24 protein-coding genes and 1 pseudogene are annotated in these 21,842 nt (G+C 66.1%); 14 read left to right on the plus strand and 11 right to left on the minus strand.

The genetic code is table 11. The features are described 5' to 3' along the window. Positions 1–189, minus strand: a 189-nt coding sequence (locus NA10_RS23230; RefSeq protein WP_218021565.1) for a DMT family transporter, incomplete at its 3' end; no start/stop codon positions are given. A 105-nt stretch (positions 190–294) separates the two neighbouring features. Between NA10_RS23230 and NA10_RS23235 the strand changes: the two genes are divergently transcribed. Next, positions 295–1,002 carry a hypothetical protein gene (locus NA10_RS23235; protein ID WP_157556694.1) on the plus strand — a complete coding sequence of 236 codons (708 nt, stop codon included), beginning with the start codon at positions 295–297 and terminating at the stop codon, positions 1,000–1,002. Here NA10_RS23235 and NA10_RS23240 read toward each other — a convergent pair. From NA10_RS23240 to serS, 3 genes are all read right to left on the minus strand, one after another. Next, positions 980–2,248, minus strand: coding sequence for an MFS transporter (locus NA10_RS23240; RefSeq protein ID WP_067571449.1), 1,269 nt, complete (start codon positions 2,246–2,248; stop codon positions 980–982). The two genes, NA10_RS23235 and NA10_RS23240, sit on opposite strands and share 23 nt — an antisense overlap. Before the next feature lie 94 nt (positions 2,249–2,342). Beyond that, entirely contained in the window at positions 2,343–4,136 is a 1,794-nt protein-coding gene (locus tag NA10_RS23245) for an EAL domain-containing protein (protein WP_245677667.1), read from the minus strand. Between the two features lie 183 nt (positions 4,137–4,319). Further along, on the minus strand, positions 4,320–5,582 hold the full coding sequence (serS, locus tag NA10_RS23250; protein WP_067571452.1) for a serine--tRNA ligase: 1,263 nt from the start codon (positions 5,580–5,582) through the stop codon (positions 4,320–4,322). Positions 5,583–5,808: 226 nt separating this feature from the next. Here serS and NA10_RS23255 point away from each other — a divergent pair, with 226 nt between their 5' ends. From NA10_RS23255 to NA10_RS23280, 6 genes are all read left to right on the plus strand, one after another. After that, positions 5,809–7,392, plus strand: coding sequence for a GMC family oxidoreductase (locus tag NA10_RS23255; RefSeq protein ID WP_067571454.1), 1,584 nt, complete (start codon positions 5,809–5,811; stop codon positions 7,390–7,392). A 240-nt stretch (positions 7,393–7,632) separates the two neighbouring features. Continuing rightward, complete coding sequence (locus NA10_RS23260) at positions 7,633–8,706, plus strand: septum formation family protein (RefSeq protein ID WP_067571457.1); 1,074 nt, start codon at positions 7,633–7,635, stop codon at positions 8,704–8,706. Positions 8,707–8,737: 31 nt separating this feature from the next. Further along, the gene (locus NA10_RS23265) at positions 8,738–9,091 is read left to right on the plus strand and encodes a metallopeptidase family protein (protein ID WP_067571458.1); all 354 of its coding nucleotides are present in this window, start codon (positions 8,738–8,740) and stop codon (positions 9,089–9,091) included. A gap of 95 nt (positions 9,092–9,186) precedes the next feature. Next, entirely contained in the window at positions 9,187–9,498 is a 312-nt protein-coding gene (locus NA10_RS23270; RefSeq protein ID WP_067571460.1) for a PE domain-containing protein, read from the plus strand. A 13-nt stretch (positions 9,499–9,511) separates the two neighbouring features. Next, complete coding sequence (locus tag NA10_RS23275; RefSeq protein WP_067571462.1) at positions 9,512–10,687, plus strand: PPE domain-containing protein; 1,176 nt, start codon at positions 9,512–9,514, stop codon at positions 10,685–10,687. Beyond that, positions 10,684–11,511, plus strand: coding sequence for an ESX secretion-associated protein EspG (locus NA10_RS23280; RefSeq protein WP_067571463.1), 828 nt, complete (start codon positions 10,684–10,686; stop codon positions 11,509–11,511). The genes NA10_RS23275 and NA10_RS23280 overlap by 4 nt, the downstream gene beginning before the upstream one ends. 47 nt (positions 11,512–11,558) lie before the next feature. Here the strand turns inward: NA10_RS23280 and NA10_RS23285 are convergent, their stop codons facing one another. The 3 genes from NA10_RS23285 to NA10_RS23295 form a co-directional block, all read right to left on the minus strand. Continuing rightward, complete coding sequence (locus NA10_RS23285; RefSeq protein WP_067571465.1) at positions 11,559–12,221, minus strand: histidine phosphatase family protein; 663 nt, start codon at positions 12,219–12,221, stop codon at positions 11,559–11,561. Then, positions 12,218–13,135 carry a prephenate dehydratase gene (gene pheA, locus NA10_RS23290; protein WP_067571467.1) on the minus strand — a complete coding sequence of 306 codons (918 nt, stop codon included), beginning with the start codon at positions 13,133–13,135 and terminating at the stop codon, positions 12,218–12,220. The genes NA10_RS23285 and pheA overlap by 4 nt, the downstream gene beginning before the upstream one ends. A gap of 63 nt (positions 13,136–13,198) precedes the next feature. Then, entirely contained in the window at positions 13,199–13,636 is a 438-nt protein-coding gene (locus tag NA10_RS23295; RefSeq protein WP_067571470.1) for a hypothetical protein, read from the minus strand. 85 nt (positions 13,637–13,721) lie between these two features. Between NA10_RS23295 and NA10_RS23300 the strand changes: the two genes are divergently transcribed. The 4 genes from NA10_RS23300 (at position 13,722) to NA10_RS23315 (ending at position 17,487) form a co-directional block, all read left to right on the plus strand. Further along, positions 13,722–14,492: a DUF2470 domain-containing protein gene (locus NA10_RS23300; protein WP_067571472.1), complete on the plus strand. Its 771-nt coding sequence runs from the start codon at positions 13,722–13,724 to the stop codon at positions 14,490–14,492. Between the two features lie 23 nt (positions 14,493–14,515). Then, on the plus strand, positions 14,516–15,310 hold the full coding sequence (locus NA10_RS23305; protein ID WP_067571474.1) for a CPBP family intramembrane glutamic endopeptidase: 795 nt from the start codon (positions 14,516–14,518) through the stop codon (positions 15,308–15,310). Positions 15,311–15,359: 49 nt separating this feature from the next. Next, complete coding sequence (locus NA10_RS23310) at positions 15,360–16,847, plus strand: LCP family protein (RefSeq protein WP_067571476.1); 1,488 nt, start codon at positions 15,360–15,362, stop codon at positions 16,845–16,847. Between the two features lie 91 nt (positions 16,848–16,938). Continuing rightward, complete coding sequence (locus NA10_RS23315) at positions 16,939–17,487, plus strand: ferritin (protein ID WP_067571477.1); 549 nt, start codon at positions 16,939–16,941, stop codon at positions 17,485–17,487. Positions 17,488–17,589: 102 nt separating this feature from the next. Here the strand turns inward: NA10_RS23315 and NA10_RS23320 are convergent, their stop codons facing one another. Beyond that, on the minus strand, positions 17,590–18,504 hold the full coding sequence (locus tag NA10_RS23320; RefSeq protein WP_067571479.1) for a DUF5926 family protein: 915 nt from the start codon (positions 18,502–18,504) through the stop codon (positions 17,590–17,592). Between the two features lie 215 nt (positions 18,505–18,719). Between NA10_RS23320 and NA10_RS23325 the strand changes: the two genes are divergently transcribed. The 3 genes from NA10_RS23325 (at position 18,720) to NA10_RS37015 (ending at position 20,227) form a co-directional block, all read left to right on the plus strand. Then, positions 18,720–18,968, plus strand: a complete 249-nt coding sequence (locus NA10_RS23325) for a hypothetical protein (RefSeq protein WP_067571481.1) — start codon at positions 18,720–18,722, stop codon at positions 18,966–18,968. Between the two features lie 225 nt (positions 18,969–19,193). After that, a complete protein-coding gene (locus NA10_RS37010) occupies positions 19,194–19,937 on the plus strand; it encodes a helix-turn-helix domain-containing protein (protein ID WP_157556695.1) in 744 nt (247 codons plus the stop codon). 116 nt (positions 19,938–20,053) lie between these two features. Beyond that, complete coding sequence (locus NA10_RS37015; protein WP_157556696.1) at positions 20,054–20,227, plus strand: hypothetical protein; 174 nt, start codon at positions 20,054–20,056, stop codon at positions 20,225–20,227. 188 nt (positions 20,228–20,415) lie between these two features. Here NA10_RS37015 and NA10_RS23335 read toward each other — a convergent pair whose 3' ends face one another. The 3 genes and pseudogenes from NA10_RS23335 to NA10_RS23340 all read right to left on the minus strand — a co-directional run bounded on the left by NA10_RS23335 (position 20,416) and on the right by NA10_RS23340 (position 21,767). Next, a complete protein-coding gene (locus NA10_RS23335; protein ID WP_245677685.1) occupies positions 20,416–21,048 on the minus strand; it encodes a DUF5753 domain-containing protein in 633 nt (210 codons plus the stop codon). A gap of 24 nt (positions 21,049–21,072) precedes the next feature. Next, positions 21,073–21,252 (minus strand): annotated as a pseudogene (locus NA10_RS38815) (helix-turn-helix domain-containing protein); the annotation flags it as partial. After that, positions 21,249–21,767: a DUF6879 family protein gene (locus tag NA10_RS23340; protein ID WP_067571485.1), complete on the minus strand. Its 519-nt coding sequence runs from the start codon at positions 21,765–21,767 to the stop codon at positions 21,249–21,251. The pseudogene NA10_RS38815 and the gene NA10_RS23340, both read right to left, overlap by 4 nt. Between the last annotated feature and the right edge of the window lie 75 nt (positions 21,768–21,842).

The following is a 21,842-nucleotide window of genomic DNA, read 5'->3' on the forward strand; positions in this document are numbered from 1 at the left end:
GGTTCCGGCGCACACCGCCGCGACCACGATGAGCCCGGTGCCGAAACTCACCACCGCGGCCGCCACCCCATCGCCCAACCGCTCCCCCAGCGCCCCGTTGACCCGCGCCTGCACCGCGACGCCCGCGCCGATACAACCCCCCAGCAGCAGTCCGACCCGTCTCATCAACACCACCCGATCCTTGCGCATCGGCCGCGACGGACCACGGCGGCGCACCGCCGACGGGTGAGATGCCTTGTGCCGGAACGGAAGCTGCGAATGGTCGGGCGACCCGGTGTCGGATACGGTCGGGGCGTGACCGAATCCACCATCGGCGAAATGTACGACGCCGAAACCTATCGGGTGCTCGACGAGGCTTGGAATTCCTGGGGGCGACTCGATACCGACGTTATCGCGCACATGATCAATCCGGGATTCATCGGCGGGCCGATGTGGCCCGCGGTGCGGCAGGCGCATGCGATCGCGCGCCGGGACGATGGACTGCTGGTGGCCAGCAGCGGACTGGCGGACCCGACCGAATGGGATGACGCCGAACCCACCAACGGGTACGAACTCGAGGTGTTCGGGATCTCGGGGGACCTGGCCCTGAACAGCGACACCCTCTCCGTCGCCACCTCCTGGTTGGGGCAGACCGTGATGACGGTGTCGAATCTGGTGGCGCACTACGGGTTCGGGTTCTCCGAAATGCTCGATCGGTACGAGATATTCACCATTCAGCTGGACAACGCGCGCCTGCCCGACGAGGGCGCGCAAACCTATCTCGACGAGAACGGCGCACTGGTGGTCATGCTCGGACTGCTGGACGGGGAACTACCCGCGACCGTGCCCGGACCACTGGCCCCCATTCGACTGGTCAATGTGAAACTGCTGACCGTCGCGGAAGGGCGCTTCTGCGTGAACAATTCGATGGGCGACGGCGAGGCTCGGCACGAACTGGCGCGCCGGTTCGCCGAACAGGGCGGGGTGCTCCGGTCCGGTCTCACTCGGCCATCGGTTGTCTGAGCGACTCCGCCGCCGCCCCGGGCAGCCAGCTCGGCAGTAGCACCGCGATCAACAGCAGCGGGGTGCCCAGGGCCGCGACCAGGGCCGGAATGGGCAACCAGGCGGCGGCCACCCCCGCGAAAATGAAGACGATCAGTGCGATCACCTCGGTGACCAGGCCGGACACCGAGGTGACCGTCGCCCGCGCGGGACCCTCGATGGCATCCTGGAGACGGGCCGCGGCCTGGATATCGGCGTTGTAATCAATGCCGTAGGCGACGGCGATGGCCGTGAAGCCCAGTGCCGTCAGGGGATACACCAGGCCGGGGTGCGAGGTCGCCGCGCCGCACAGCAGCGCACCACCGATGAACAGCACACCCGCGATGCCCATGGCGAGGGAAAACGCTCGGGCGGAGACGTTTTCGGTGCGACCGGCCAGCGCCGCACCGGCCAGCGCGCCCGCGACCGTCACACCCACCAGTACCGCGGAGATCGACGGCGCGACCCCGGCGTGATCGGTGAGCAGGGGGAAGTACTCGTCGAAGGCGGTGATGCCGTTCAGCAGCGCGACCAGAATGACACCGCGGCGAATAGCCTTGACGTGCACGGACTCTCGAAGACCCGTGCGCAGCGTGCGCAGATAGCGGGACAGGCCCGCGGCGGTCGGTGTCAGCCCGACCGGGGAGGGCACGGCCTCCGGCTCATCCGCCAGGTCCTCCACCTCCGAAGCGGATACCGCCTTCGGTGCGCCTGGCAAGGCGATCGCGGTCAGCACGTGCACACCCGCCAGCACCACACTCGACCGGCCGACCAGGGCGTAACCGCCCCAGGCGTACAGCGGGGCGGCGGCGAGAATACCTGTGAGAGCGGCTGATTCGGCCGCGGCGCGCAGATAGCCCAGCAACCGCGAATAACCGGCCGTCGACCCGCGCGCGGCGAGATCGTCGTAGATCAGCGCCTCGAAGGTGCCCGAGCGCAGCGCGCCCGCGGTACCCCAGAGAATGAATCCGGCCGCGAAACCGGCATAGCACGGCAGCACCGTCCAGATCGCGAAACCCGCCGTCAGCAGGACACCGGAGAGAATCAGCAGACCGCGGCGCGACACCGTATCCGCCCAGGCGCCCGAGGGCACCTCCAACAGGAACGAGGTCGCCGACCAGATCGCCAGCAGCGAGGAGATCTGCGCGGTGGTCAGGCCGTGATCGGCGAAGAGCAGCGCGTACAGCGCGTAGTACGGAATCAGATCCGCCGTCAGCGCGAACAGCATCGCGCGCAACGTGAGAGCGCGCACCGGATCGGCGCGGCGGTTACCTAGGAGTGCGAGCCAGGATCAACAGGCGTAGACGAGCATGCGCATGAGATCAACTCTGCGCTTCGTGCCCGCCGCCGTCAAACGGATTCTCGACCGGGATCCAGCCGTTGGTGTTCACCTCGTGATCCTTCAAACCCGCGCCCACCAGACCGTGCCGATCGTTCAGGTCATTGATGAGTTCGGACACCGGATGCGAATCGCTGTAGTGATAGCCCTGCGCCAGCGCGAAGCCCAGCTCGGTCAGGACCGCGGCCTGGTACTCGGTCTCCACGCCCTCCGCGATCACCTGTAGATCCAGCGATTTGCTCAGCGCCGCAATGACTCCCAGCAGCGGCGGAGCCGGGGAATCGGAGCGGATGGCGGCCACGAAGGACTGATCCACCTTCAGGATGTCGCTGGGCAGCGTGGCCAGGCGACTCAAAGACGAATAGCCGGTGCCGAAGTCGTCGATGGCGATACGCACGCCGGTCTCGCGCAGCTTGTGCAGATTGGCGATGGCGGTCTCGGATTCGGCCGCGATCTCGCTCTCGGTGACCTCCAGGACCAGCTGATCGGCGGGCCAGCCGGTATCGGCCGGAATTCCCGAAACCCGGTCGGCATAGGCGGATTCGGCCAGCTCCAGACCGCTCACATTCACATTCAGCGTCAGATCCAGCTGGGCGAAGGTCTCCTGCAGACGGGTCGCGTCGGCGCAGGCCCGGCGCAGCACCAGCTCGTCCAGATCGGAGATGAGGTCGTATTCCTCGGCGACCCGGATCAAACCCTCGGTGGTCACATCCGGCTGCGCGTGCGAGGACCAGCGCAGCAGCGCCTCCACCCCGACCGCGCGGGTCGCACCGTCGGACAGGCTCACTATCGGCTGATACTGCACATCCAGGGTGCCGCGATCGATGGCCTCGCGCAGCTCCACCGCCAGCGGCAACTGCCGCGAGGATTCCAGCACCGTGCGATTGCGGCCGGCCTGCTTGGCCCGGTACAAACCCACGTCCGCGCGACTGACCAGCAGCGAACCCGACTCACCCGGCTGCCACGAGGTGACACCCGCCGAACAGCCGGTGGTCACCGCGGCGCGCAACTGCTCGGTCAGCAGAATCGCCGCCTGCTCCGTCGAATTCGGCAGCAGCAGGGCGAAGGCGTCACCGCCGTAGCGGGCCAGGCGCTGCTCCGGCGTCAACAGCTTCGACCAGGTGTCGCCGACGCGCTGGAGCACCGCGTCACCCGCGCGATGCCCGAGATGATCATTGATCTTCTGGAAACGGTCCAGGTCCACCAGCACCAGCGACAGCGCCTGTCCGGTGCGAGTGGCATGTCCGATCGCATTGGCCAGCGCCCGATCGAAACCGCGGCGGTTCAACAGTCCGGTCAACATATCGATATCGGCGTCCGACGCCATACGCGTGAGAATGCCGACCACAATGCCGATTCCGAAAGTGATACCCGCTGGAATCAGACCCGACCACCACGGCAACCCGCGCGAGGGCACCACCCACAGACAGCACACGATCGCGAACACCAGATGCGCGCCGAGCCATTTCCAGGCGAAGAAAATCGCCGCGTCACAAGCGACGAATACATAGAACGCGGCCAGGCTGATGGCGCCGACGGTATTCGGAAACCAGTGCACCGCAATGGTTACCAGCACCGTCGCCATGGCGACATAGGCGTGATGCACCGAATGATGCATACGCGGACCCCAGATGAGCAGGCTCAGGCCGAGCAGCAGCGCGACACCGGCCGCTCCACCCACCAGCGGCCTATTGCCCTCATCACCCGGGGCGACCGCCGTGATCACCAGACCCAGCACACCACCCATGACGTAGAACGCCCCGGTGGTCCGAGCCATAACCATTGCTGTCGCCAGCGCCGATGCCGCACGCACCCGCGTTCGGGTATCGCCGCGATGCCCGATTCCTCGCACGCTGCCTAGCCTAAACACAAGAAATGCCGACGGTAGACACAACCGTATGAATACGGTGTGTGACTTGCGTCTGTTTCACTTGGGCGGGTTTCCGGCGTAGCGACGTGGTCAGCGCTTGGGCTCCAACACTTCTTTACCCACGAACGGCACCAGCGCGGCCGGGATCCGGACCGAACCATCGGCCTGCTGGTGATTCTCCAGCAGTGCGACGATCCAGCGGGTGGTGGCCAGTGTGCCGTTCAGGGTGGCGGCGGTCTGCGGTTTGTTGTTCTCGTCCCGGTAGCGCACATTCAAGCGACGCGCCTGGAAGGTGGTGCAATTCGAGGTCGAGGTGAGCTCGCGGTAGGTCTGCTGGGTGGGAACCCAAGCCTCACAGTCGAATTTGCGCGCGGCCGAGCTGCCCAGATCACCGGCGGCCACATCGATCACCCGGTACGGCACCTCGATGGCGGCGAGCATCTCCTGCTCCCAGGCCAGCAGGCGCTGATGCTCGGCATCGGCGTCCTCCGGCCGGGTGTAGACGAACATCTCCACCTTGTCGAACTGGTGCACGCGAATAATGCCGCGGGTGTCCTTGCCGTAACTGCCCGCCTCGCGGCGGAAGCACGACGACCAACCGGCATAGCGCTTGGCGCCCTCGGTCAGATCCAGGATCTCGCCCGAGTGATAGCCCGCCAGCGGCACCTCCGAAGTGCCGACCAGATACAGGTCGTCCTCTTCCAGGTGGTAGACCTCCGCGGCGTGCTGACCCAGGAAACCGGTGCCCGCCATGATCTCCGGGCGCACCAGCACCGGCGGAATCATCATGGTGAAACCATTCGCGGTGGCCCGCTGCGCGGCCAACTGCAACAGACCCAACTGCAGCAGCGCGCCGTAGCCGGTGAGGAAATAGAAGCGCGCGCCCGAAACCTTCGCGCCGCGTTCCATATCGAACAGGCCCAGCGATTCACCCAGATCCACATGGTCCTTGGGTTCGAAATCGAATTCACGGGGCGTGCCGACGTGCTCGAGCACGATGAAATCGTCCTCACCACCCGCGGGCGCGCCCTCCTGCACCACATTCGAGAGCGCGCGCTGGGCGGTGTCGAGCTCGGCGTCGGCGGCGTTCTCGGCCACCTCGGCCTCCTTCACCAGCGCCGAGAGCTCCTGCCCCCGCGCCAGCAGCGCCGGGCGCTCCTCCGGGGAAGCCTTGCCGACCTTCTTGCCCAGGGCCTTGTGCTCGGCACGCAGACCATCGGCGTTGGCCACCGCCGCGCGCCGGGCCGTATCCGCCGCGAGCAGGGCGTCCACCAGGGCCGGATCCTCGCCGCGAGCGCGCTGCGAGGCGCGAACAACGTCGGGGTTCTCCCGCAGGAATCGAAGGTCGATCATGGCTCTCAGCCTATCGGGCCGGGGCCAGTGGATTTCCCGTAGGTCCGGGCTCGGGCGAATGTCCGCGCGCACTCGCGCATTTCGCCGCGACCACGCAGTTTCCGCCTGATTCGCGCATTCGGGTCGCCGGGGTTCGCCGGATCGACCAGAGTTGGACCACGGGTACGGCAGGAAGCGCGGCTATGCCCGCGCCCGTACCCCTCGCCAGCCCTCCCGAGGAGTCTCCATGCCCCAATACACGCCGAGCACAGTCGATTTCATTGTCGTCGGCGCCGGATCGGCCGGGGCGGCAGTGGCCGCGCGGCTGAGTGACCGGCAAGGCGTCAGCGTCGCCGTCGTCGAGGCGGGCAGCGCCGACCGCGACAAATTCGTCCATATTCCGGCGGGATTCGCCAAGCTCTTCCAAGGGGAGAACGACTGGAACTACCGCACCGAACCGCAGACCGAACTGCACGACCGCCAGGTGTACTGGCCGCGCGGCAAGATGCTCGGCGGCTCCTCCTCCATGAACGCCATGATGTGGGTGCGCGGCTTCGCCGCCGACTACGACGAATGGGCACAGCACGCCGGGCCCGCGTGGTCGTTCGAGCAGGTGCTGCCCTACTTCCAGCGCATGGAGACCATCGAGGGGCCCGACGGCCTCTCCGGCGACGGGCCGCTGCACATCGCACCGCAGCGCAGTCCGCGGGCGATCACCGCGGAATACCTGCGGGCCGCCGGTCAGGCCGGATTCACCCTCGAAACCGCGAACAGCGACGCGCCGCAAGGGTTCACCCAGACCATGGTGAGCCAGAAGCGCGGTGCGCGCTGGAGCACCGCCGATGCCTACCTGCGGCCCGCGCTGCAGCGGCATCGGGATCTCACCCTCATCACCGACGCGCACGTCACCCAGGTGCTGTTCGAGGGCAAGCGCGCGGTCGGGGTTGAATACCGGGTCGGCGGCGAAACCAAACAGCTGCACGCCAAACGCGAGGTCATCCTCTCCGGCGGGGCGATCAACACCCCGCAGCTGCTCATGCTCTCCGGCATCGGACCGGTCGATCAGCTACAGGACTTGGGAATCCCGGTGCGACACCACAATCCGGAGGTCGGGCGCAATCTGCGCGACCATCTGGCCGCGCCCATCGTCTACCGGACCACGGCGGGCAGCCTGTACGGGGCGGACAAGAACCTGCTGGAGCTGGCCAACTATCTGGTGCGGCGGCGCGGACAGCTCACCTCCAATGTCGGTGAGGCGTACGGGTTCGTGCGCAGCCGTCCGGATCTGGAGCTGCCCGATCTCGAATTGATCTTCGCCCCCGCGCCCTACATCGGCGAGGGCCTGGGCGAACCGGACGGGCACGCGCTCACCTTCGCCGCGGTCCTGCTCAAACCCGAATCCCTCGGTGAGATCACGCTGACCTCCGCCGACCCGTTCGCCGCACCGCGCATCGCGCCCAACTACGTCGCCGAGATCAATGACCGCATCGCGCTCATGGCCGGACTGCGCACCTGCGTCGAGATCGCCTCGCAGCCCGCGCTCAAGGAGCACATCGGCGAACTCATGCAGCCCGCGCTGCCCGCCGGCACCCCGATGGAGGAGGTGCTCAAGCGCTGCCTCGACGATCATTCGCACACCCTCTACCACCCCGTCGGCACCTGCCGAATGAGCTCGGACAGCACCGGCGTGGTGGATCCGGAGCTGCGCGTACGCGGCGTCGAGGGCCTGCGCATCGCCGACACCTCGGTCATGCCGATCATCACCCGCGGACACACCCACGCGCCCGCGGTCCTGATCGGCGAGAAGGCCGCGGACATCATCGCGGGATAGCACTCAGACCATGAGGTCGAAGTTCGCGGCCCGCCCCGGTTCTGGACCGACGGAGCGGGGGGAGCGAAGCGGAGGCGCGGAGGAGGGAAGAAACGGGGTTACGAGGGCCGCGACGCGCCGGAGCGTAGCGGAGGCAAATCAAACCCTGCATGATGGAGCGCGATGTCCGACGAACAGTTCCCTCCGCCAGAACAGCCCGAGTGGCCGAGCGCCGGTCCCCGTAAGGGGGGCTCACGGCGGATGCCCGGACGGTCGGGTCCGCTCTCCGCGCTGCGGTCGAAGCTGGATACGGACGGGCCGCTCTCCGCGCCGACCCTGCGCTGGGGACTGCTCGCGGTCGCGGTCGGGGCCATCGTCGCCGCCCTCATCACCATGTTCCTGTCCGGCTTCGACTCCGGCCGGGTGGAGGCGCGCAATCCGGGTGGCGCACAGCCCACCGGGGCGGTCGCCGGCGCGGCCTTCGGCACCGCCAAACAGGGCGACTGCCTGAGCTGGTCCAAGGGCAATGCCAGCGATCTGGTGAAGGTGGACTGCGGCAGCAAGCATCTGTTCGAGGTCACCGCCGATATCGACCTGAGCAAGTACCCGGGCCGCGAATTCGGGCCCGGCTCACGCTTTCCCGATTCGCTGCGCTTCTCCGAACTGCGCGATGAGCACTGCGTCAGCGCCGCGCAGACCTACCTCGGCGGCAAGTTCGATCCGCGCGGCAAGTTCGTGGTCGGGCTGATCAATCCGGGTGAGGCGGGCTGGAAGGCGGGCGAGCGCACGCTGCGCTGCGGTCTGCAGGTCACCGGTAGCGCGGGCACCGCCACACACCCCATCTCGGGCAGTGTGCGCAGCACCAACCAGTCCAAGGTCTTCGAGGTGGGCACCTGCATCGGCATCGCCCGCAATCTGCCCACCGATCCGGTCGACTGCGCCCAGCCGCACGCCTTCGAGATCGTCTCCACCGTGGACCTCGGCGCCCGCTTCCCGGGCGGCCCGCCCACCAAGGACGATCAGGACAAGGTCATGGAAGACCAGTGCGCCAAGGACTCCACCGACTATCTCGGCTCCCCCGACGCGCTGCGCAACAAGACCCTCACGCTGTTCTGGGATTTCCTGGACACCCGCAGCTGGCTCGCCGGTAGTCAGAGCTTGAACTGCCTGATCGGCAAGGGCGCGGACCAGGAGGGCTTCGCCACCATCACCGGTTCGGCGCGCGGCGATCTGCAGATCGACGGTCAGGCCCCGGTGCCGCCGCCGAACAACGGCCGCTACACCCCGCCGCCGCTACCGGGCGCCGCCCCGCCGGTCATTCCGCAGCCGCGGTGATCGGCCCCGGCTTCCAGGAGATCCGGTAGGTATGGCGGTCTCCATGTCCGACGACCGCTTCGAGGAGTTGGTCGGCGACGCACTGGATCTGATTCCGGGCGAATTGGCCAAGGCCATCGACAATGTGGTGGTTCTCATCGAACCCCGCAGTGACGAGGATCCGCACCTGCTCGGGCTGTACCACGGGATCGCGCTCACCGAACGGGACTTCAGCCACTACGGGGGCGCATTACCCGACACCATCACCATCTATCGCGAGGCCATTCTCGGCATGTGCCACAGCGAGCAAGAGGTGGTGCAGGAGGTGGCGATCACGGTGATTCACGAGATCGCGCACTACTTCGGGATTGACGACGACCGCCTCCATCAGCTGGGATGGGGCTGAACCGGGGCTAGGGGAACCATTCAGCTAACCGGTGCGTCCAAGGATTCATAGCCGGTACAGCTGTCTGTTCCACCCGCCTGAAAGGGAGTCGCTTCATGGTTGGTCTCGTCTCCGTGCAGCCCGAGGTCATTCTCGCCGCTGCTCTCGAGCTCGACCTGCTCGCCGAACGACTCTCGGCGGCTGCGGCGGTCACCGCGCCGGCCACCCACGTACTTCCCTCCGGCACCGAGGAAGTCTCCTTCCTGGCCGCCGCGCATTTCAATCAGGCGGCCTTCAGCCACGATCGGGCAACCGCCCAGGCGGTTCTCGAACTGCATCACGCCGCCGCCACCCTGCGCGGTCAGCTCGCCCAGTATCTGGTGCAGGACGCGGTGCGCGCCGCCGGTATCGCCGCCATCCAGGTGTAGAGGGGAACATCGAATGACATTGGGCATCACCGGGGTCTTCTGGCTCCCCCGCATGGCCGAACTCAACTCCGTCACCCTGAACGCGGGGGCACACGCCATTCCGATCGCCGCGGCGGGCACCGCCTGGGGCGGGCTCACCGCCGCCTGGGTGGACGCCACCACCACGGTCGCGCGCGTCATGGCCGAGCTCGGGGTGGGTCTAGAGGGCGTCAACGGGTTGAATGTGCTGGGCCGCCTCACCGGATTCACCCTCTGGTCCGAACAGCAGAGCGTGCTGGCCGCCGCCATGGCCGCCAAGGCCGCGGCCAATGTGACCGCCTACACCGTGGCCTCCCTTGTCATGCCGAGCCTGCCCGAGATCGCGGCCGTCGAGGCGGCGCGGGTGGCGGCGCACTCCACCGGCGGTGCGCTCAACGGCACCGCCGAGGCGGCCGAGGCCGCCAAACTGGCGCTCGATATCCGGGCCGCACTGGTCATGGAGACCTACGAGGCCGCCACCACCGCGCTGGTCACCACGCCCGGTGAATTCTTCCTGCCGCCCGCCATCGCCATGGGGGCCGGATCGGCCGATGGCACAAGCGGTTTCGGCGACGGGGCCGGTGATCCGGTCCAGACGGCGCTGGCCGCCGCGGCCGGGCTCGCCAATAATCCGGCGGTGCTCAGTGCCATGGGTCAGGCCGCGCAGGTGGCCGGGACCGTGGCCACCTCCGGGGTGAGCACCGTGGGCAATGTCGCGAGCACCGCGATCACGGCGGTGGCCAGCGGGCTCTCGCCCGGACACCTCGGCACCGTCGTGCCGGGTCTCGGCGCGGCGAGTGTCGCCGCCGCCGGTGCGGGCGGTGCGGGATTGAGCACCACCGCGGTGTCATTCGGCGGCGGCTCGACCGTGAACATCGGAAATGGCGGCGGCACACTGAAACTCCCCGACGGCTGGGGTGCGGGCGGTGCGCTGCCCGGCGGCGCGCCGGCCGCCGCTCCGGTCGCCGAACCGGTGAGCGGCCCGCCCGCCGCGCAGGCCGCCGCACCGGTGCGGCCCGCCAATTCCAGTCCGCTGCTGGGCAATCAGGCGCGCGACGAAGAGGACGAGACGCACGGCGGTCACGACTACGGGCGCTCGGTGGAGCATTTCGCCGACGGCCGGGCCATCGCGCCCGCGGTGATCGGCGGCGATCCGGCGGAGCATCGGTGACCGTCCTCGGCGCGGGACGCGGGCCGTCGGTGCTGCGATCGGTCACACTGTCCCTCGACGAAATGCAGTATCTGCAAGAGACTTTGGCATTCGACGAACTGCCCGTGGTACTCGACGCCATGGGGCGCTACGACAATGCCACCGACCATGACGCGGCCATGCACGCCGCCGCGACGGCCCTCGCCGACCGCGAATTGCTCGACGTCGGCGAGGTGCATCCGGAGCTGGCCGAACGGCTGCGGGTGCTGTACCGGCCGCACTGGGTGCTCGCGCTGCGCTGGTATGTGAACGGTCAGGTCAATCGATTCTGCCTGGCCAAGGGGGACGATATCGAAGTGGTCGCGCTACGCGGGCCGCACTCGTATGTGATCGACGAGGCCGGACACGATCTGGCGGGGACGGTCATGGCCGCGCTCGGCCCGGCCGAACCCCTCGAACTCGACGGAATGAACGCTCCCACAGCGGAATTGGCCCCGATCTTCGACGATGCGGGCGATCCGGCCACCACGGGCAATCGCCTGGCCGCGGTGGGCAGACCGCCGCGCGATGCGAAAACCCTTGCCGCGGCGCTGGTTCAGGTCGATTCGCACGCCGAGATCGTCGGCGTCATCTACGGCGACGGCACCCGCGATACCGCGGACAATCACCTCGCGGTGTTCAATACCCGGCACGGCCGATTCCTGGCCACCGCGAGCACCGCCGACGACGGCACCCAGTGGACCTCGCTCGCTACCGGTACACCCGCGCGACTGCGCACCGCGCTACAGGACCTGATCGGTTCGCTCCCACTGCGACAGGAGTTTCCGACGCACCGACAGATCTGAGCGAAAGCCTCCTGGTCATCCCGGCCCGCCGCTCAGCCCCCCGCCGCTCAGCCCATCGGGTCGTCGCCGGTGGGGGCGGTCGCTCCCGCGAAGGGTGGAAGGTAACGACCCCAGCGGGTGCACTCCCAGGTGCCGTTCGCGGCGGGCAGCAGTTCGATCGTCTCGGTATTGTCGAGGTGATTGTTGGCCGCGAAAAGCCTGGGGACGCCTGCCAATTCGCGGGAGACCAGGCGCATGGCGGCGCCGTGGCTGACCAGGATCACATCACCGGAGTCGGCGGCGGTCAGATACTCCCGGCGCAGGCGGTCCAGGGTCGGGACGTAGCGGTCGAGCACCTCCATTCCGCTCTCGCCGCCGGGTACGCGCACGCTCAGATCACCGAAGTGCCAGGCGTGGTACACATCCTGGAACGCCTCGTGCGCCTCCTGGGTATTCAATCCCTCCAGATCGCCGAGTTGCACCTCCTGCAGACCTTCCAGGGCCTCGAGCTTCACGCCGGTGGCATCGGCGATATATCCGCCGGTCTGCCGGGCGCGCAGGGCCTCGGAGGAGAACAGGCGCTGCGGCGGCACGGTCAGGTTCGCGCCGAAGGTCTTCGCCTGTGCCACACCGCGTTCGGTGAGCGGCAGGCCCGGGAGCCGGGTGTCCAGGATCTTGGCGACATTGCCCTCGGTCTCACCGTGTCGCACCAGGATCAGTTTGCCGGTCACAGGTCCGCCACTCCTTTCTTCAGATCGGCCAGCCAGGCCGCCGCGGGTTCGTCGGCGGGCGGCGGAGTTCCGGTCGCGGAGGTCGCGGGCCAGGAGCCGAGGAAGCGGATCCGGGCGGTGGTGCGATGCAGCGCCTTGAGCGCCTCGGCGACCGCGGTGTCGTCGATATGTCCGACACAGTCCAGGTAGAAGCGGTACGTGCCCATACCCGTGCGGGTCGGGCGGGATTCGATCCGGGTGAGATCGATACCGCGGGTGGCGAATTCGGCGAAGGCGCGCATGAGCGACCCCGGCTCGTTGGCCAACTCCATCACCAGTGAGGTGCGATCCGCGCCGGTGCGCGGGGGCGCGGGCTGCGGGGGCGCGACCAAGACGAATCGGGTTACCGCGGCATCGACATCGGCGACGTTCGCGGCGAGCACACTCAAGCCCAGGCGCTCCCCCGCCAACGCGGTCGAGACCGCGGCATCGGCGTGCCCGGCCACCACGTCCTCCGCGGCGGCGGCATTGGAGGCCGAGGTGTACAGCTGCGCCTCGGGCAGCGTGCGCGCGAGCCAGATCCGCACCTGGGCGGCCGCGATCGGATACGCGGCGATGCGGCGCACCCCGGATAGCTCGATGCCCGGGCGGCCCAGAATCGTGAACGCCACATCGAGCTCGGTCTCGGCGATGATCTGCAGGCGCGACCCCAGCGCGAGCGCGTCCAGGGTCGGCGCGATCGAACCGTCCACCGAACTCTCGATCGGCACCACCGCGCCCTCGACCTGTCCGGCCCGCAGCAGGTCGATGGTCGCGCCCTGACTCGGGGCGGGAATACGCTCGACCGGCCCACCGAAGGCTCCGGTGGACTCGAGTTTCGCGAGGGCCATCTCCGTGAAGGTTCCCGACGGCCCGAAATAGGCGATACGCGGCACGGATACGACCTTACTTGCGGACGCCTGGCTGCCCCCCATTTTGGATCACTCCCTTACCGGCTCCTAAGGCGCGAGCGCGGTGAGCGCGGCGGTGAGCGCGGCGGTGAGCGCGGCCGGATCGGTGGTCTCGATGGCGAGCAGAACCGTGCGCAACGCCTCCACGGCGGGCGGTTTCAGGCCCTTCAGGAAGGTCAGGTCCGGGGCGGCCAGTGCCGCGCGGATGTCCTCGCCCATGAGGGCCGCGACGGTGGCGGCGATGAGGGCCAGGGCGCGCTCACCGGAGTCGGTCCGGGCCAGGAAGCCGGTGTCGCCGTGCGCGATTCGGACCAGGAATGCCGAGACGGACTCATCGTCCAGGCTCAGGTCCAGGATTTCAGCGGTGCCCGGATCGGCGCCGATCGGACGGATCAGGCCGTCGGCGATGCCCCGCACGCCGGGTTTGCCCGGCACGCTCAATCGCAGGATGACCGGTTCGGGGGCGGGGGCTGAATCATGCGGCACGGGTCAACCGTAGCGAGTGGACGGGTTGCGCGAGATCACCCTCTGACTTAGCTTAGGTTTACCTAAATATACCTGGAGGTAGGCAATGACCCACACGGCCCCGGTCGTCGCGCCGCACACCGCCGAGCGCGTGCACAGCGCCTGCGCCCATGCCGAGAGCGCGATGCTGGCCGTGCCCGGTCTGGACCCGGTACCCACCTCGGTGCATCTGCTGCGCCAGTGCGGTGACATCGTCATCGCCGTTCCCTCCAATTCGGTTGCGGCCGTACTGGTGATGACCTGCGGCAATACCGGATCGCCCGCCGTGCTCGAGCTCACCGACCAGGCCCCGCTGCCGCTGCGCGAACCCGTGCGCGCGCTGGTCTGGCTGCGCGGCTGGGTGCACGCGGTGCCCGCCGGTACCCAGCGCGCGCTCGCCGCCGCCATGGCCGAGGACCATCCGCATCCGAATCTGCTCGATATCGGCCATACCGCCACGCTGTTGCGGCTGGTCGTGGACTCCGCCGTGGTCGCGGACACCTCGGGCGCGGATTCGGTCTCCCGCGAACAACTTCGGCAGGCGCAACCGGATCCGTTCTGCGCCATGGAGGGCGCGTGGCTGCAACATCTGCACGCCGATCACGCCGATGTCATCGACCGGCTCGCCCGGCATCTGCCGCCCGCGCTGCGGCGCGGCGCGCTGGTGCACCCGCTCGCCATCGACCGCTACGGGGTGACCCTGCGGGTCGAGGCCATCGAGGCCGACCACGATATTCGCATTCCCTTCGCCGCCCCGGCACATGATGTCGAATCGCTCTCGCGGGCGGTACAGGCGTTGGCCGCCAACCCCTTCGAACACGGGCTGCATCGCATCTGAGCTGGGCGCATAGATTGGCGGGCATGGATTCGGCTGCCGAGACCTCGGCCACCTGGCCCGCGCCCACGTCGAATGAGCGGGAACGGCGCGGTATTCGGCTCGAGATCGCGGTGGTGCTGGTCGTCACCTTCGGGCTGAGCGGGACGAACGCGGCGCTGTCGCTGGTGGAGAGTGCGCTGGCCCCCGGCGGGGTGGGCGGGCAGACCGTCGCGCTGAATCCGTCGCGAGCGGCGCAGTCCACCATCGATCTGCTGTTCCAGCTGTTGAGTGTGGCGCGGCTGCTCGGCTGGGCGGCGCTGGGGATCTATCTGTTGTGGCGCAGCGGGTTCGGGCCGCGCCTGATCGGGCTCGTCCGACCGAAGTGGCGCTCGGATGTGCTGCCCGGGCTGGCGCTGGCCGCGGTGATCGGCCTGCCCGGACTCGGGTTGTACCTGGTCGCACATGCTTTGGGGATGAGCGTCACCATTGTGCCCGGCTCACTGGATCACTGGTGGCGGCTGCCGATGCTGGTGCTGTCCGCCTGGGCGAATTCGGCGGCCGAGGAAGTGCTCGTGGTCGCCTGGCTGATCACCAGACTGCGCCAACTGGGCTGGACCGAGAATCGCGCACTCCTGGCGTCGGCGCTGCTGCGTGGCAGTTATCACCTTTATCAGGGGCTCGGCGGCGGGCTCGGAAACCTGGTGATGGGCCTGGTCTTCGGCCGCTACTGGCAGCGAACCAACCGGTTGTGGCCGCTTTTGCTGGCGCACGCGCTCATCGACACCGTCGCCTATCTCGGCTACTCGATACTGCGCGGTCACGTGTCCTGGCTGCCGTAATGCGATTGGAATGAACCCCGGAGAGGGTCCGATCAGTAGAGTTTCGATGATGAACGGCGACGACCCCCAGCAGTTTGCACGGATGCGCCGGGAGCCACCGCCGAACCGCGCGGGTCAGCCCCCGGCTCCCCGCCCACGCCCGAATCCGAGCCCCCGGCAACCGGATCCGGCGGACCCGCACGGACCCACCCACAAACTCCATCGAGACGAGCCCGCACCCGCCCTGGCATGGTCGGAAGTGCCGCCCACCATGCGCAATCCGCGTAAGGGTCCGCCGCCGCCACCGCGCAATCAGCCACCCCAGCGCAATCAGGTGCCCCCGCAACGCAATGCGAATCCACCGCGCAATCCGGTACCGCCGCAACGCGATCAGCATCCGCCGCGGCGCGATCAGCTGCCGCCGCGCGATCAGCGCGGACCCGGCGCACCGCAGCGGGATCGCTACCGTGAGGGCGCGATGACGCACGCGCCGACCCAAATTCCCGAGCCGTACCGCGAGAATCCCCCACCGCCGCCGCCCGCCCTGCCCACCAAGCGCGGTGGCCGGGGCGCGGATCGACCGCCCAAGGGCCCCAAGCGCAAACGCAAACGGCACTGGTTCCGCTGGATACTGGCGCTGCTGCTGATCCTGCTGCTGTTGCCGATCGCCGCCGCGATCTATGTGGACTCGAATCTGACCCGGATCGACGCGCTGCCCGGCTACTCCGGCCGGATCGGCGACACGCCCGGGACGAATTGGCTTCTGGTGGGCTCGGACAGCCGGACCGGGCTCACCCCGGAACAGGAGCAGGAACTCGCCACCGGTGGTGAGGTCGGCTCCGAGCGGACCGACACCATCATCCTGGTGCACCAGCCCAAATCCGGGCAGCCGACGCTGGTCAGCCTCCCGCGCGATTCCTACGTGAGCATTCCCGGGCACGGAAAAGACAAGCTCAACGCGTCCTTCGCCTTCGGTGGCGCACCACTGCTGGCACAGACGGTGGAGATCGCGACCGGCCTGCGCATCGACCATTACGCACAGATCGGATTCGGCGGCTTCGCCGATATCGTGAACTCGGTCGGCGGCATCGATATGTGCCTGGACAAGCCGATCGACGATCCGCTGGCCGGTATCGATCTGCAGGCCGGATGTCAGAAGCTCAATGGCGCGCAGGCCCTGGGTTTCGTCCGATCCCGCGCGACCGGCCTCGCCGATCTGGATCGCATGCTCAACCAGCGCAAATTCCTCAGCGCGCTGCTGCGGAAGGCGACCAGTGTGAGCACGCTCGCCAATCCCTTCCGGGCCTGGCCACTACTACAGGGCTTGACGAAGGCTCTCAAGGTGGACGAGGGCACACACGTGTGGAATCTGGCCTCGCTCGGTAAGGCCCTGGCGGGCAATCCGATAGCGACAACCGTGCCGGTCGGTGGGTTCGAGGATGTGGACGGCAGCGGCAATGTGCTGCTGTGGGACAAAACACGCGCCGGTCAGTTCTTCGACGCATTGGCCGCGGACAAACCCGTGCCAACGGAGCTGATCACCACGGTCGGGAATTGAAAAATTAGGCAATACTTGCCTCAATAAGGCTGTGCTCAATAAGGCTGTACTTGGATGACACGCTTTTTGACCAGGGCTAATGTCTTGTCTCATGTCCAGCCGAACCCAAACCAAGAGCAGCAAGTTCCACGCCCTGCTGCAGGATCAGATCCGTAATGAATTCAATGCCGAGCGCCAGTACATCGCCATCGCATTGTGGTTCGATCACGCCGATCTGCCGGTCCTGGCGAAGTACTTCTACAAGCAGGCCGTCGAGGAGCGCAATCACGCGCTCATGATCGCGCGGTATCTGCTCGATCAGGATTTCATCGTCGAGGTGGCCGACAACGCCGCCGCCAAATCGCAATTCGAAAATGCCAAGGAGCCCATCGCCTTGGCCCTGGCGCAGGAGCAGACGGTCACCGAACAGATCGTCGCCCTCGCCAAGACCGCCCGCGAAGAGGGCGATTACCAGGGCGAGCAGTTCATGCAGTGGTTCCTGAAGGAGCAGGTCGAGGAGGTGGCGACCATGAAGACCCTCCTCACCGTCGCCGAGCGGGCCAGCTCGAACATGTTCGATCTGGAGAATTTCGTTTCGCGCGAAATGAGTTCTCCGAAGGATGCTTCCGGCTCCCCGCACACCGCGGGCGGCGCGCTGTAATTCGGCGCTCTCGGGTTTTCGGTGCGAAAGGCCCGGTCCCCCTGCGGGGCCGGGCCTTTCGCTGGCCGAGCTACCTCAGGGCATCCGAACTACCGCACGGCCTCAGCGCAGCGTGACCTGACGCGAGCGCAGGCCGTCGCGCGAACGCCGCTCCTCGGTGCTCAACGGCTCCTCGTTCTTCAGCGCGGCCGCCAGGCGGGCGCCGAATTCCTTTGCGGCGGGCTCCCATTCGGTGGCGTGCCGCTCCGGGTCCAGATCGAAGACCGGTACCAGCAGACCGTGGGTGCGGAACGACCCCGCGAAACGCGAACCCTCGCCCAGGTGCAGCTCACCCGCGGCGTGCAGACGCGCGAGCGCCAGCATGAGCGCGTCCTCCTCCTCCGGGCGCACCCAGCGCAGATGCGCCTTCTCACCGGCGTCCACCCACCAGGCCGCACCGATGGCGTCCGCGCCCAGATTCAGGCGGGCCGAGGGCATGATCGCCTGATTCGCCTGCTCGATGGTGGCGGCCACCTGAGGTTCGGGGGTGACACCCTCGGGCACCCACCAGTTGAAGTCCTGATGCACGGTCACATCCAGACCGGCGTTGTCCAGTACATCCGAAAGGCTCGGCGCGCCTTCGACACTCGCCGCGGCGAGCGAATCGCCCGGTTCGGCGGACTGCGTCCACAGAATGGCCGTGGCCAGATCGGCGGCCGGATTACCCGACTGGAACTGCACCTGGGTGCCGACGAAACCGACCGGCTCGTCGCCGGCGCGCACCAGCGCGGCCACCGCGCCCGGCAGCACCGTCGCCAGGGTCACGGCGCGCTCGGCGGCCACACCCGGCGCCAGCTTCAGCGTCGCGGTGGCGGACGGCACGAACTCGCGGAGCGCGACCAGATCACACTCGGCGGCCAAACCCTCGAACGGCCGCGTGATCGTCTGCGCGGCCCGCTCCTGCTCGGCGCGGCGCGCGGCCAGCTTCTCGGCGCGGTTGCTGTCCGGCTTCGGACTGTTGCGCTTGCTCTTACCCATGACGCCGGAGCGTAGCAGGCTGGGGTTTGTTTCCCTGCTTTGACCTGCCCGTTTAGCCTTCCTGGCCGTTCTCTGCTAATCCCCCACAATCCCGGGGATTCACCAGCAGTTCCGGGATATCTCCGGGATTTCGGAAATACCATACCGGGGTATAACAGAGGGCGAACCGTCTGAGCGAAGGCCGCGCCAGAGGTTTCGAACCAAGATGAGGACAAGTGAAGATAACCGCAACCGTAGTTTCCAGTGACACCCTTATCTACGCATGGATCGTTGATCACGACGACTGGGGTAGATGCTTCATAGTCCACCAGTCGATCAGAGTGAAGGATCACCAGCCGCTTTACGAACCCGTAGCAAAATTCCTGGACGAGAACCGACATGCCTTGGTTTACGAGGAACAAACCTCGGACGAGACCATGATGGGTTACCAGCGAGTCGTCCGGGTTTACAAGCTCGAAGACTGAAATAGATAAACCCTTGCCCCGGGGTGTTCATACCATCCCGGGACAAGGGCACTGAAGAGGATACATCAGAGATGAAGCGCGTAATACTTCAGCCCCGGTACAGCACAGACCAGGGCGTCAATTACAAACTCAAGCTAGAAGGCGTCCCAAGCTTTCTTTTGTTAGACCGGGACGAATTAACGCAACTGCAAACTTTGATCAAAGATGCCTTGGAGGGCAACAGCAGTGACCGAGCAACTAGATAAGTTCTCTTGGATGAAGGCGTTTGCCTACAATGGGCAGAAGCTGCCTGCGGAGGCGGCAATTGTTATTTGGCACCACATCAACTCTGAGTCGCTCGAATGGAACGTGAGCTATGAAGATATGGCTCATGCGTCAGGCAAGTCCACTGACGCTATGGAAGCTCAGGTGAAGAAACTAGTTTCCGCCGGTTGGCTCACGATTACAGCGCGAGGCGGACGGGGCAAGAAGACTAGGTACCGGCTTGCGGTTCCAGAGGGCTTCGACTGGTCTAGGTGTGTCCAGGACTACAAAGGGGTCGAGGGTGTCCACACCCCCAATAAGGGGCGTACACGCCGGGTAGTTGGGGGCGTAGACGCCCCCGTATATAGAGATAATCAATCTCCTACAGAGATTGATCTATATAGAGAATATAATGGTGGTGCTGACACCCCCGTTTTCAGAGCCGTGTCCGGAGAACGCATAGCATCGGTGCCTACCTCTCCAGTGCAAACGGTTTACCGTTGGACCGAGAAGGCCGGAGCACTAGCCTTGCCTGATATTCAGGGTAAGAACTGGAATCCGTTCCTCACCGCCGAAGAGACGACGGCGTTCCATGTCCGGCACGTGATAGATAATTGCCAGGGTTTGAGTCGCACTGAGACCAACGCTCAGCTTCGGCAGCATTTCTCGCCAAAGGCTAGACGAGTCGAGGATCTTGCCGAGTACGTGGAACATATCAAGGAATAGCTTCCTTCTGAGCCATCGGAACCGTCATCAGGTACTTTGGGTAGCGTTTGGCGGTTCTCGCCCGTTTACGGTCAATCGAGGCAGCAATACGGCCGCCTCCGGTAGACTTCACGTCTGTGGACAATGCTGCGGTAGATAGCTTCGAAGGCATTCGTGATGAGTTTACCGCCATCCGTGAACACCTGACAAGTATCAAAGCGTCGCTTACCGAGGTCTCGACAACCCAGAATGAACACACCGGGATGATTCGGGAAATCTTATCTCGTTTAACGGTCAATTCTGATCGATAGACTGAGACACAAAATCGTATCCGCAGGCTATTCGGACCTCGCTTCGATCGCTTTCCGAATCAGCGTACGCGCTGACAGCGTGATCCCTCCCAACCATGTAGAAGGTCTACCCGGAGGGGTATTCGTCCGCCTACGGCAAACCAGGGCCGTCTACCGCCCCTCTCGCATCCAGAGAACAGACATGGGTTCTACCTCTCTCGGGCATCCAACGCCCTGCGGATCGCTGCACGGGCCGAATCCCCGGCCACAGCAAGCCCTGACAGCTCAGTGAACAGCCTGCCGTACAAGGCAATCTCTTTGGGCTGAGTAACGCTTAGCTCCGCAGTCACGGCTTCCACAAGCACTAACCGCTCATCGAACATTACGAAATTGGTTATCTGCATAGGCAGTTTCGCCTCCGATGGGATGATGCCCATCAAGACGCGCGGGAGGCCGATTACGGCCAGCAGCCGATCAAGCTGGCCCACCATGACGGAATTGCTACCGACTGTGGTTCGTAGGGCTTGCTCCGCTATGAGGATGTGGAAGCGATGGTCACCCTTGTATAGAAGCTGTTGCCGTTCAAGGCGTTTCGCTACCCCTTCATCCAGGTCATCCGGGATTCTGTAAAAGTCGATACTCCAACGCAAGATCGCAGACGCGTACTCGGCAGTCTGGAGGATTCCGGGAATGATGTTCGGCTGGAATATCCGCATCAGCCTGGACTGTTCGGCCAGCTTCACAATCTGGTGCTGTCTGCGCTTCGTGCCAGTGCCAAGCACCTTCCGCCACTCCAGATACGCGGCCTGGACGTTCCGCAGTGTTGCTATGAGGTCCGGCAACTGAGCCTCATTGCCCGTATGGACGCAATACGCCCTTAGATGCGCCTCTGTGGGGCTACGGTCCCCGGTTTCAATCTTTGAGACCACCGACTCATGCCAGCCCGCGAGCGCGGACAGCTGGCGGCCTGATAGTCCGGCATCACGGCGGAGCCCCCGGAGGGTTTGTCCGAGGGCTCGCCGTTCTTCATGGGCAGAGCTTGTCACCGCGGGGCGTACTCCGCGTATGGGATTGCCAGCTTCCAGAGCCGTTGGCGTACGCCTTGGCAGTACGCCACGATTCCGGGGTCTTCAGTGACTGCCAGCCCGGCCGGTATCCCGGTCGGATCGGTGAGGTTGTAGACAACCCGTTCACCATCCATAAGCCACCAGTCATCGGGTGGCACTGTTCCCGCGAGATTTTTTGGGACATAACGGATGTCTTCTCCGGCTTCGACGTTGAAGCCGGTGACCGACAGCAGCCACCGCTGATAGTCCGAATGCGGCTCCGTCACGACTCGAACTCTGGAGACCGACAGTCCCCGGTTGACGGTTTCGGTCATGAGGTCCTGCCAGAAGGTCCGCGTGTACGGCGCTGGTTGACCTGCGAGGAATGCTCGTATCCGGGTGTCCTCATCGGGCACATGGTATTCGTCCCTGACCTCCAGGTGGAACGCCTCACGCTTCAGTTCCCGGAACAGCGTCGGCCACAGGTCCGGTTCATCGTTGGGCCGCAGCAGCATTGCCGTAGAACGTCCTTCCTAGCTTCGGAACCTCAATAGCAGTCTCGTCTTCTGCCAAGGTCAACGTCCCCAACA

The organism is Nocardia acidivorans NBRC 108247 (genome assembly GCF_001625085.1).
Classification (GTDB): Bacteria; Actinomycetota; Actinomycetes; order Mycobacteriales; family Mycobacteriaceae; genus Nocardia; species Nocardia acidivorans.

Coding starts and splice junctions, on each gene's coding strand:
- NA10_RS23270 (WP_067571460.1), top strand. CDS start 9,187: ATGGTTGGTCTCGTCTCCGTGCAGCCCGAGGTCATTCTCGCCGCTGCT.
- NA10_RS23275 (WP_067571462.1), top strand. CDS start 9,512: ATGACATTGGGCATCACCGGGGTCTTCTGGCTCCCCCGCATGGCCGAA.
- serS (WP_067571452.1), bottom strand. CDS start 5,582: ATGATCGACCTTCGATTCCTGCGGGAGAACCCCGACGTTGTTCGCGCC.
- NA10_RS23320 (WP_067571479.1), bottom strand. CDS start 18,504: ATGGGTAAGAGCAAGCGCAACAGTCCGAAGCCGGACAGCAACCGCGCC.
- NA10_RS23315 (WP_067571477.1), top strand. CDS start 16,939: ATGTCCAGCCGAACCCAAACCAAGAGCAGCAAGTTCCACGCCCTGCTG.
- NA10_RS23300 (WP_067571472.1), top strand. CDS start 13,722: ATGACCCACACGGCCCCGGTCGTCGCGCCGCACACCGCCGAGCGCGTG.
- NA10_RS23255 (WP_067571454.1), top strand. CDS start 5,809: ATGCCCCAATACACGCCGAGCACAGTCGATTTCATTGTCGTCGGCGCC.
- NA10_RS23260 (WP_067571457.1), top strand. CDS start 7,633: ATGCCCGGACGGTCGGGTCCGCTCTCCGCGCTGCGGTCGAAGCTGGAT.
- NA10_RS23310 (WP_067571476.1), top strand. CDS start 15,360: ATGAACGGCGACGACCCCCAGCAGTTTGCACGGATGCGCCGGGAGCCA.
- NA10_RS23305 (WP_067571474.1), top strand. CDS start 14,516: ATGGATTCGGCTGCCGAGACCTCGGCCACCTGGCCCGCGCCCACGTCG.
- NA10_RS23265 (WP_067571458.1), top strand. CDS start 8,738: ATGGCGGTCTCCATGTCCGACGACCGCTTCGAGGAGTTGGTCGGCGAC.
- NA10_RS23240 (WP_067571449.1), bottom strand. CDS start 2,248: ATGCTGTTCGCGCTGACGGCGGATCTGATTCCGTACTACGCGCTGTAC.
- NA10_RS23340 (WP_067571485.1), bottom strand. CDS start 21,767: ATGCTGCTGCGGCCCAACGATGAACCGGACCTGTGGCCGACGCTGTTC.
- NA10_RS23245 (WP_245677667.1), bottom strand. CDS start 4,136: ATGGCTCGGACCACCGGGGCGTTCTACGTCATGGGTGGTGTGCTGGGT.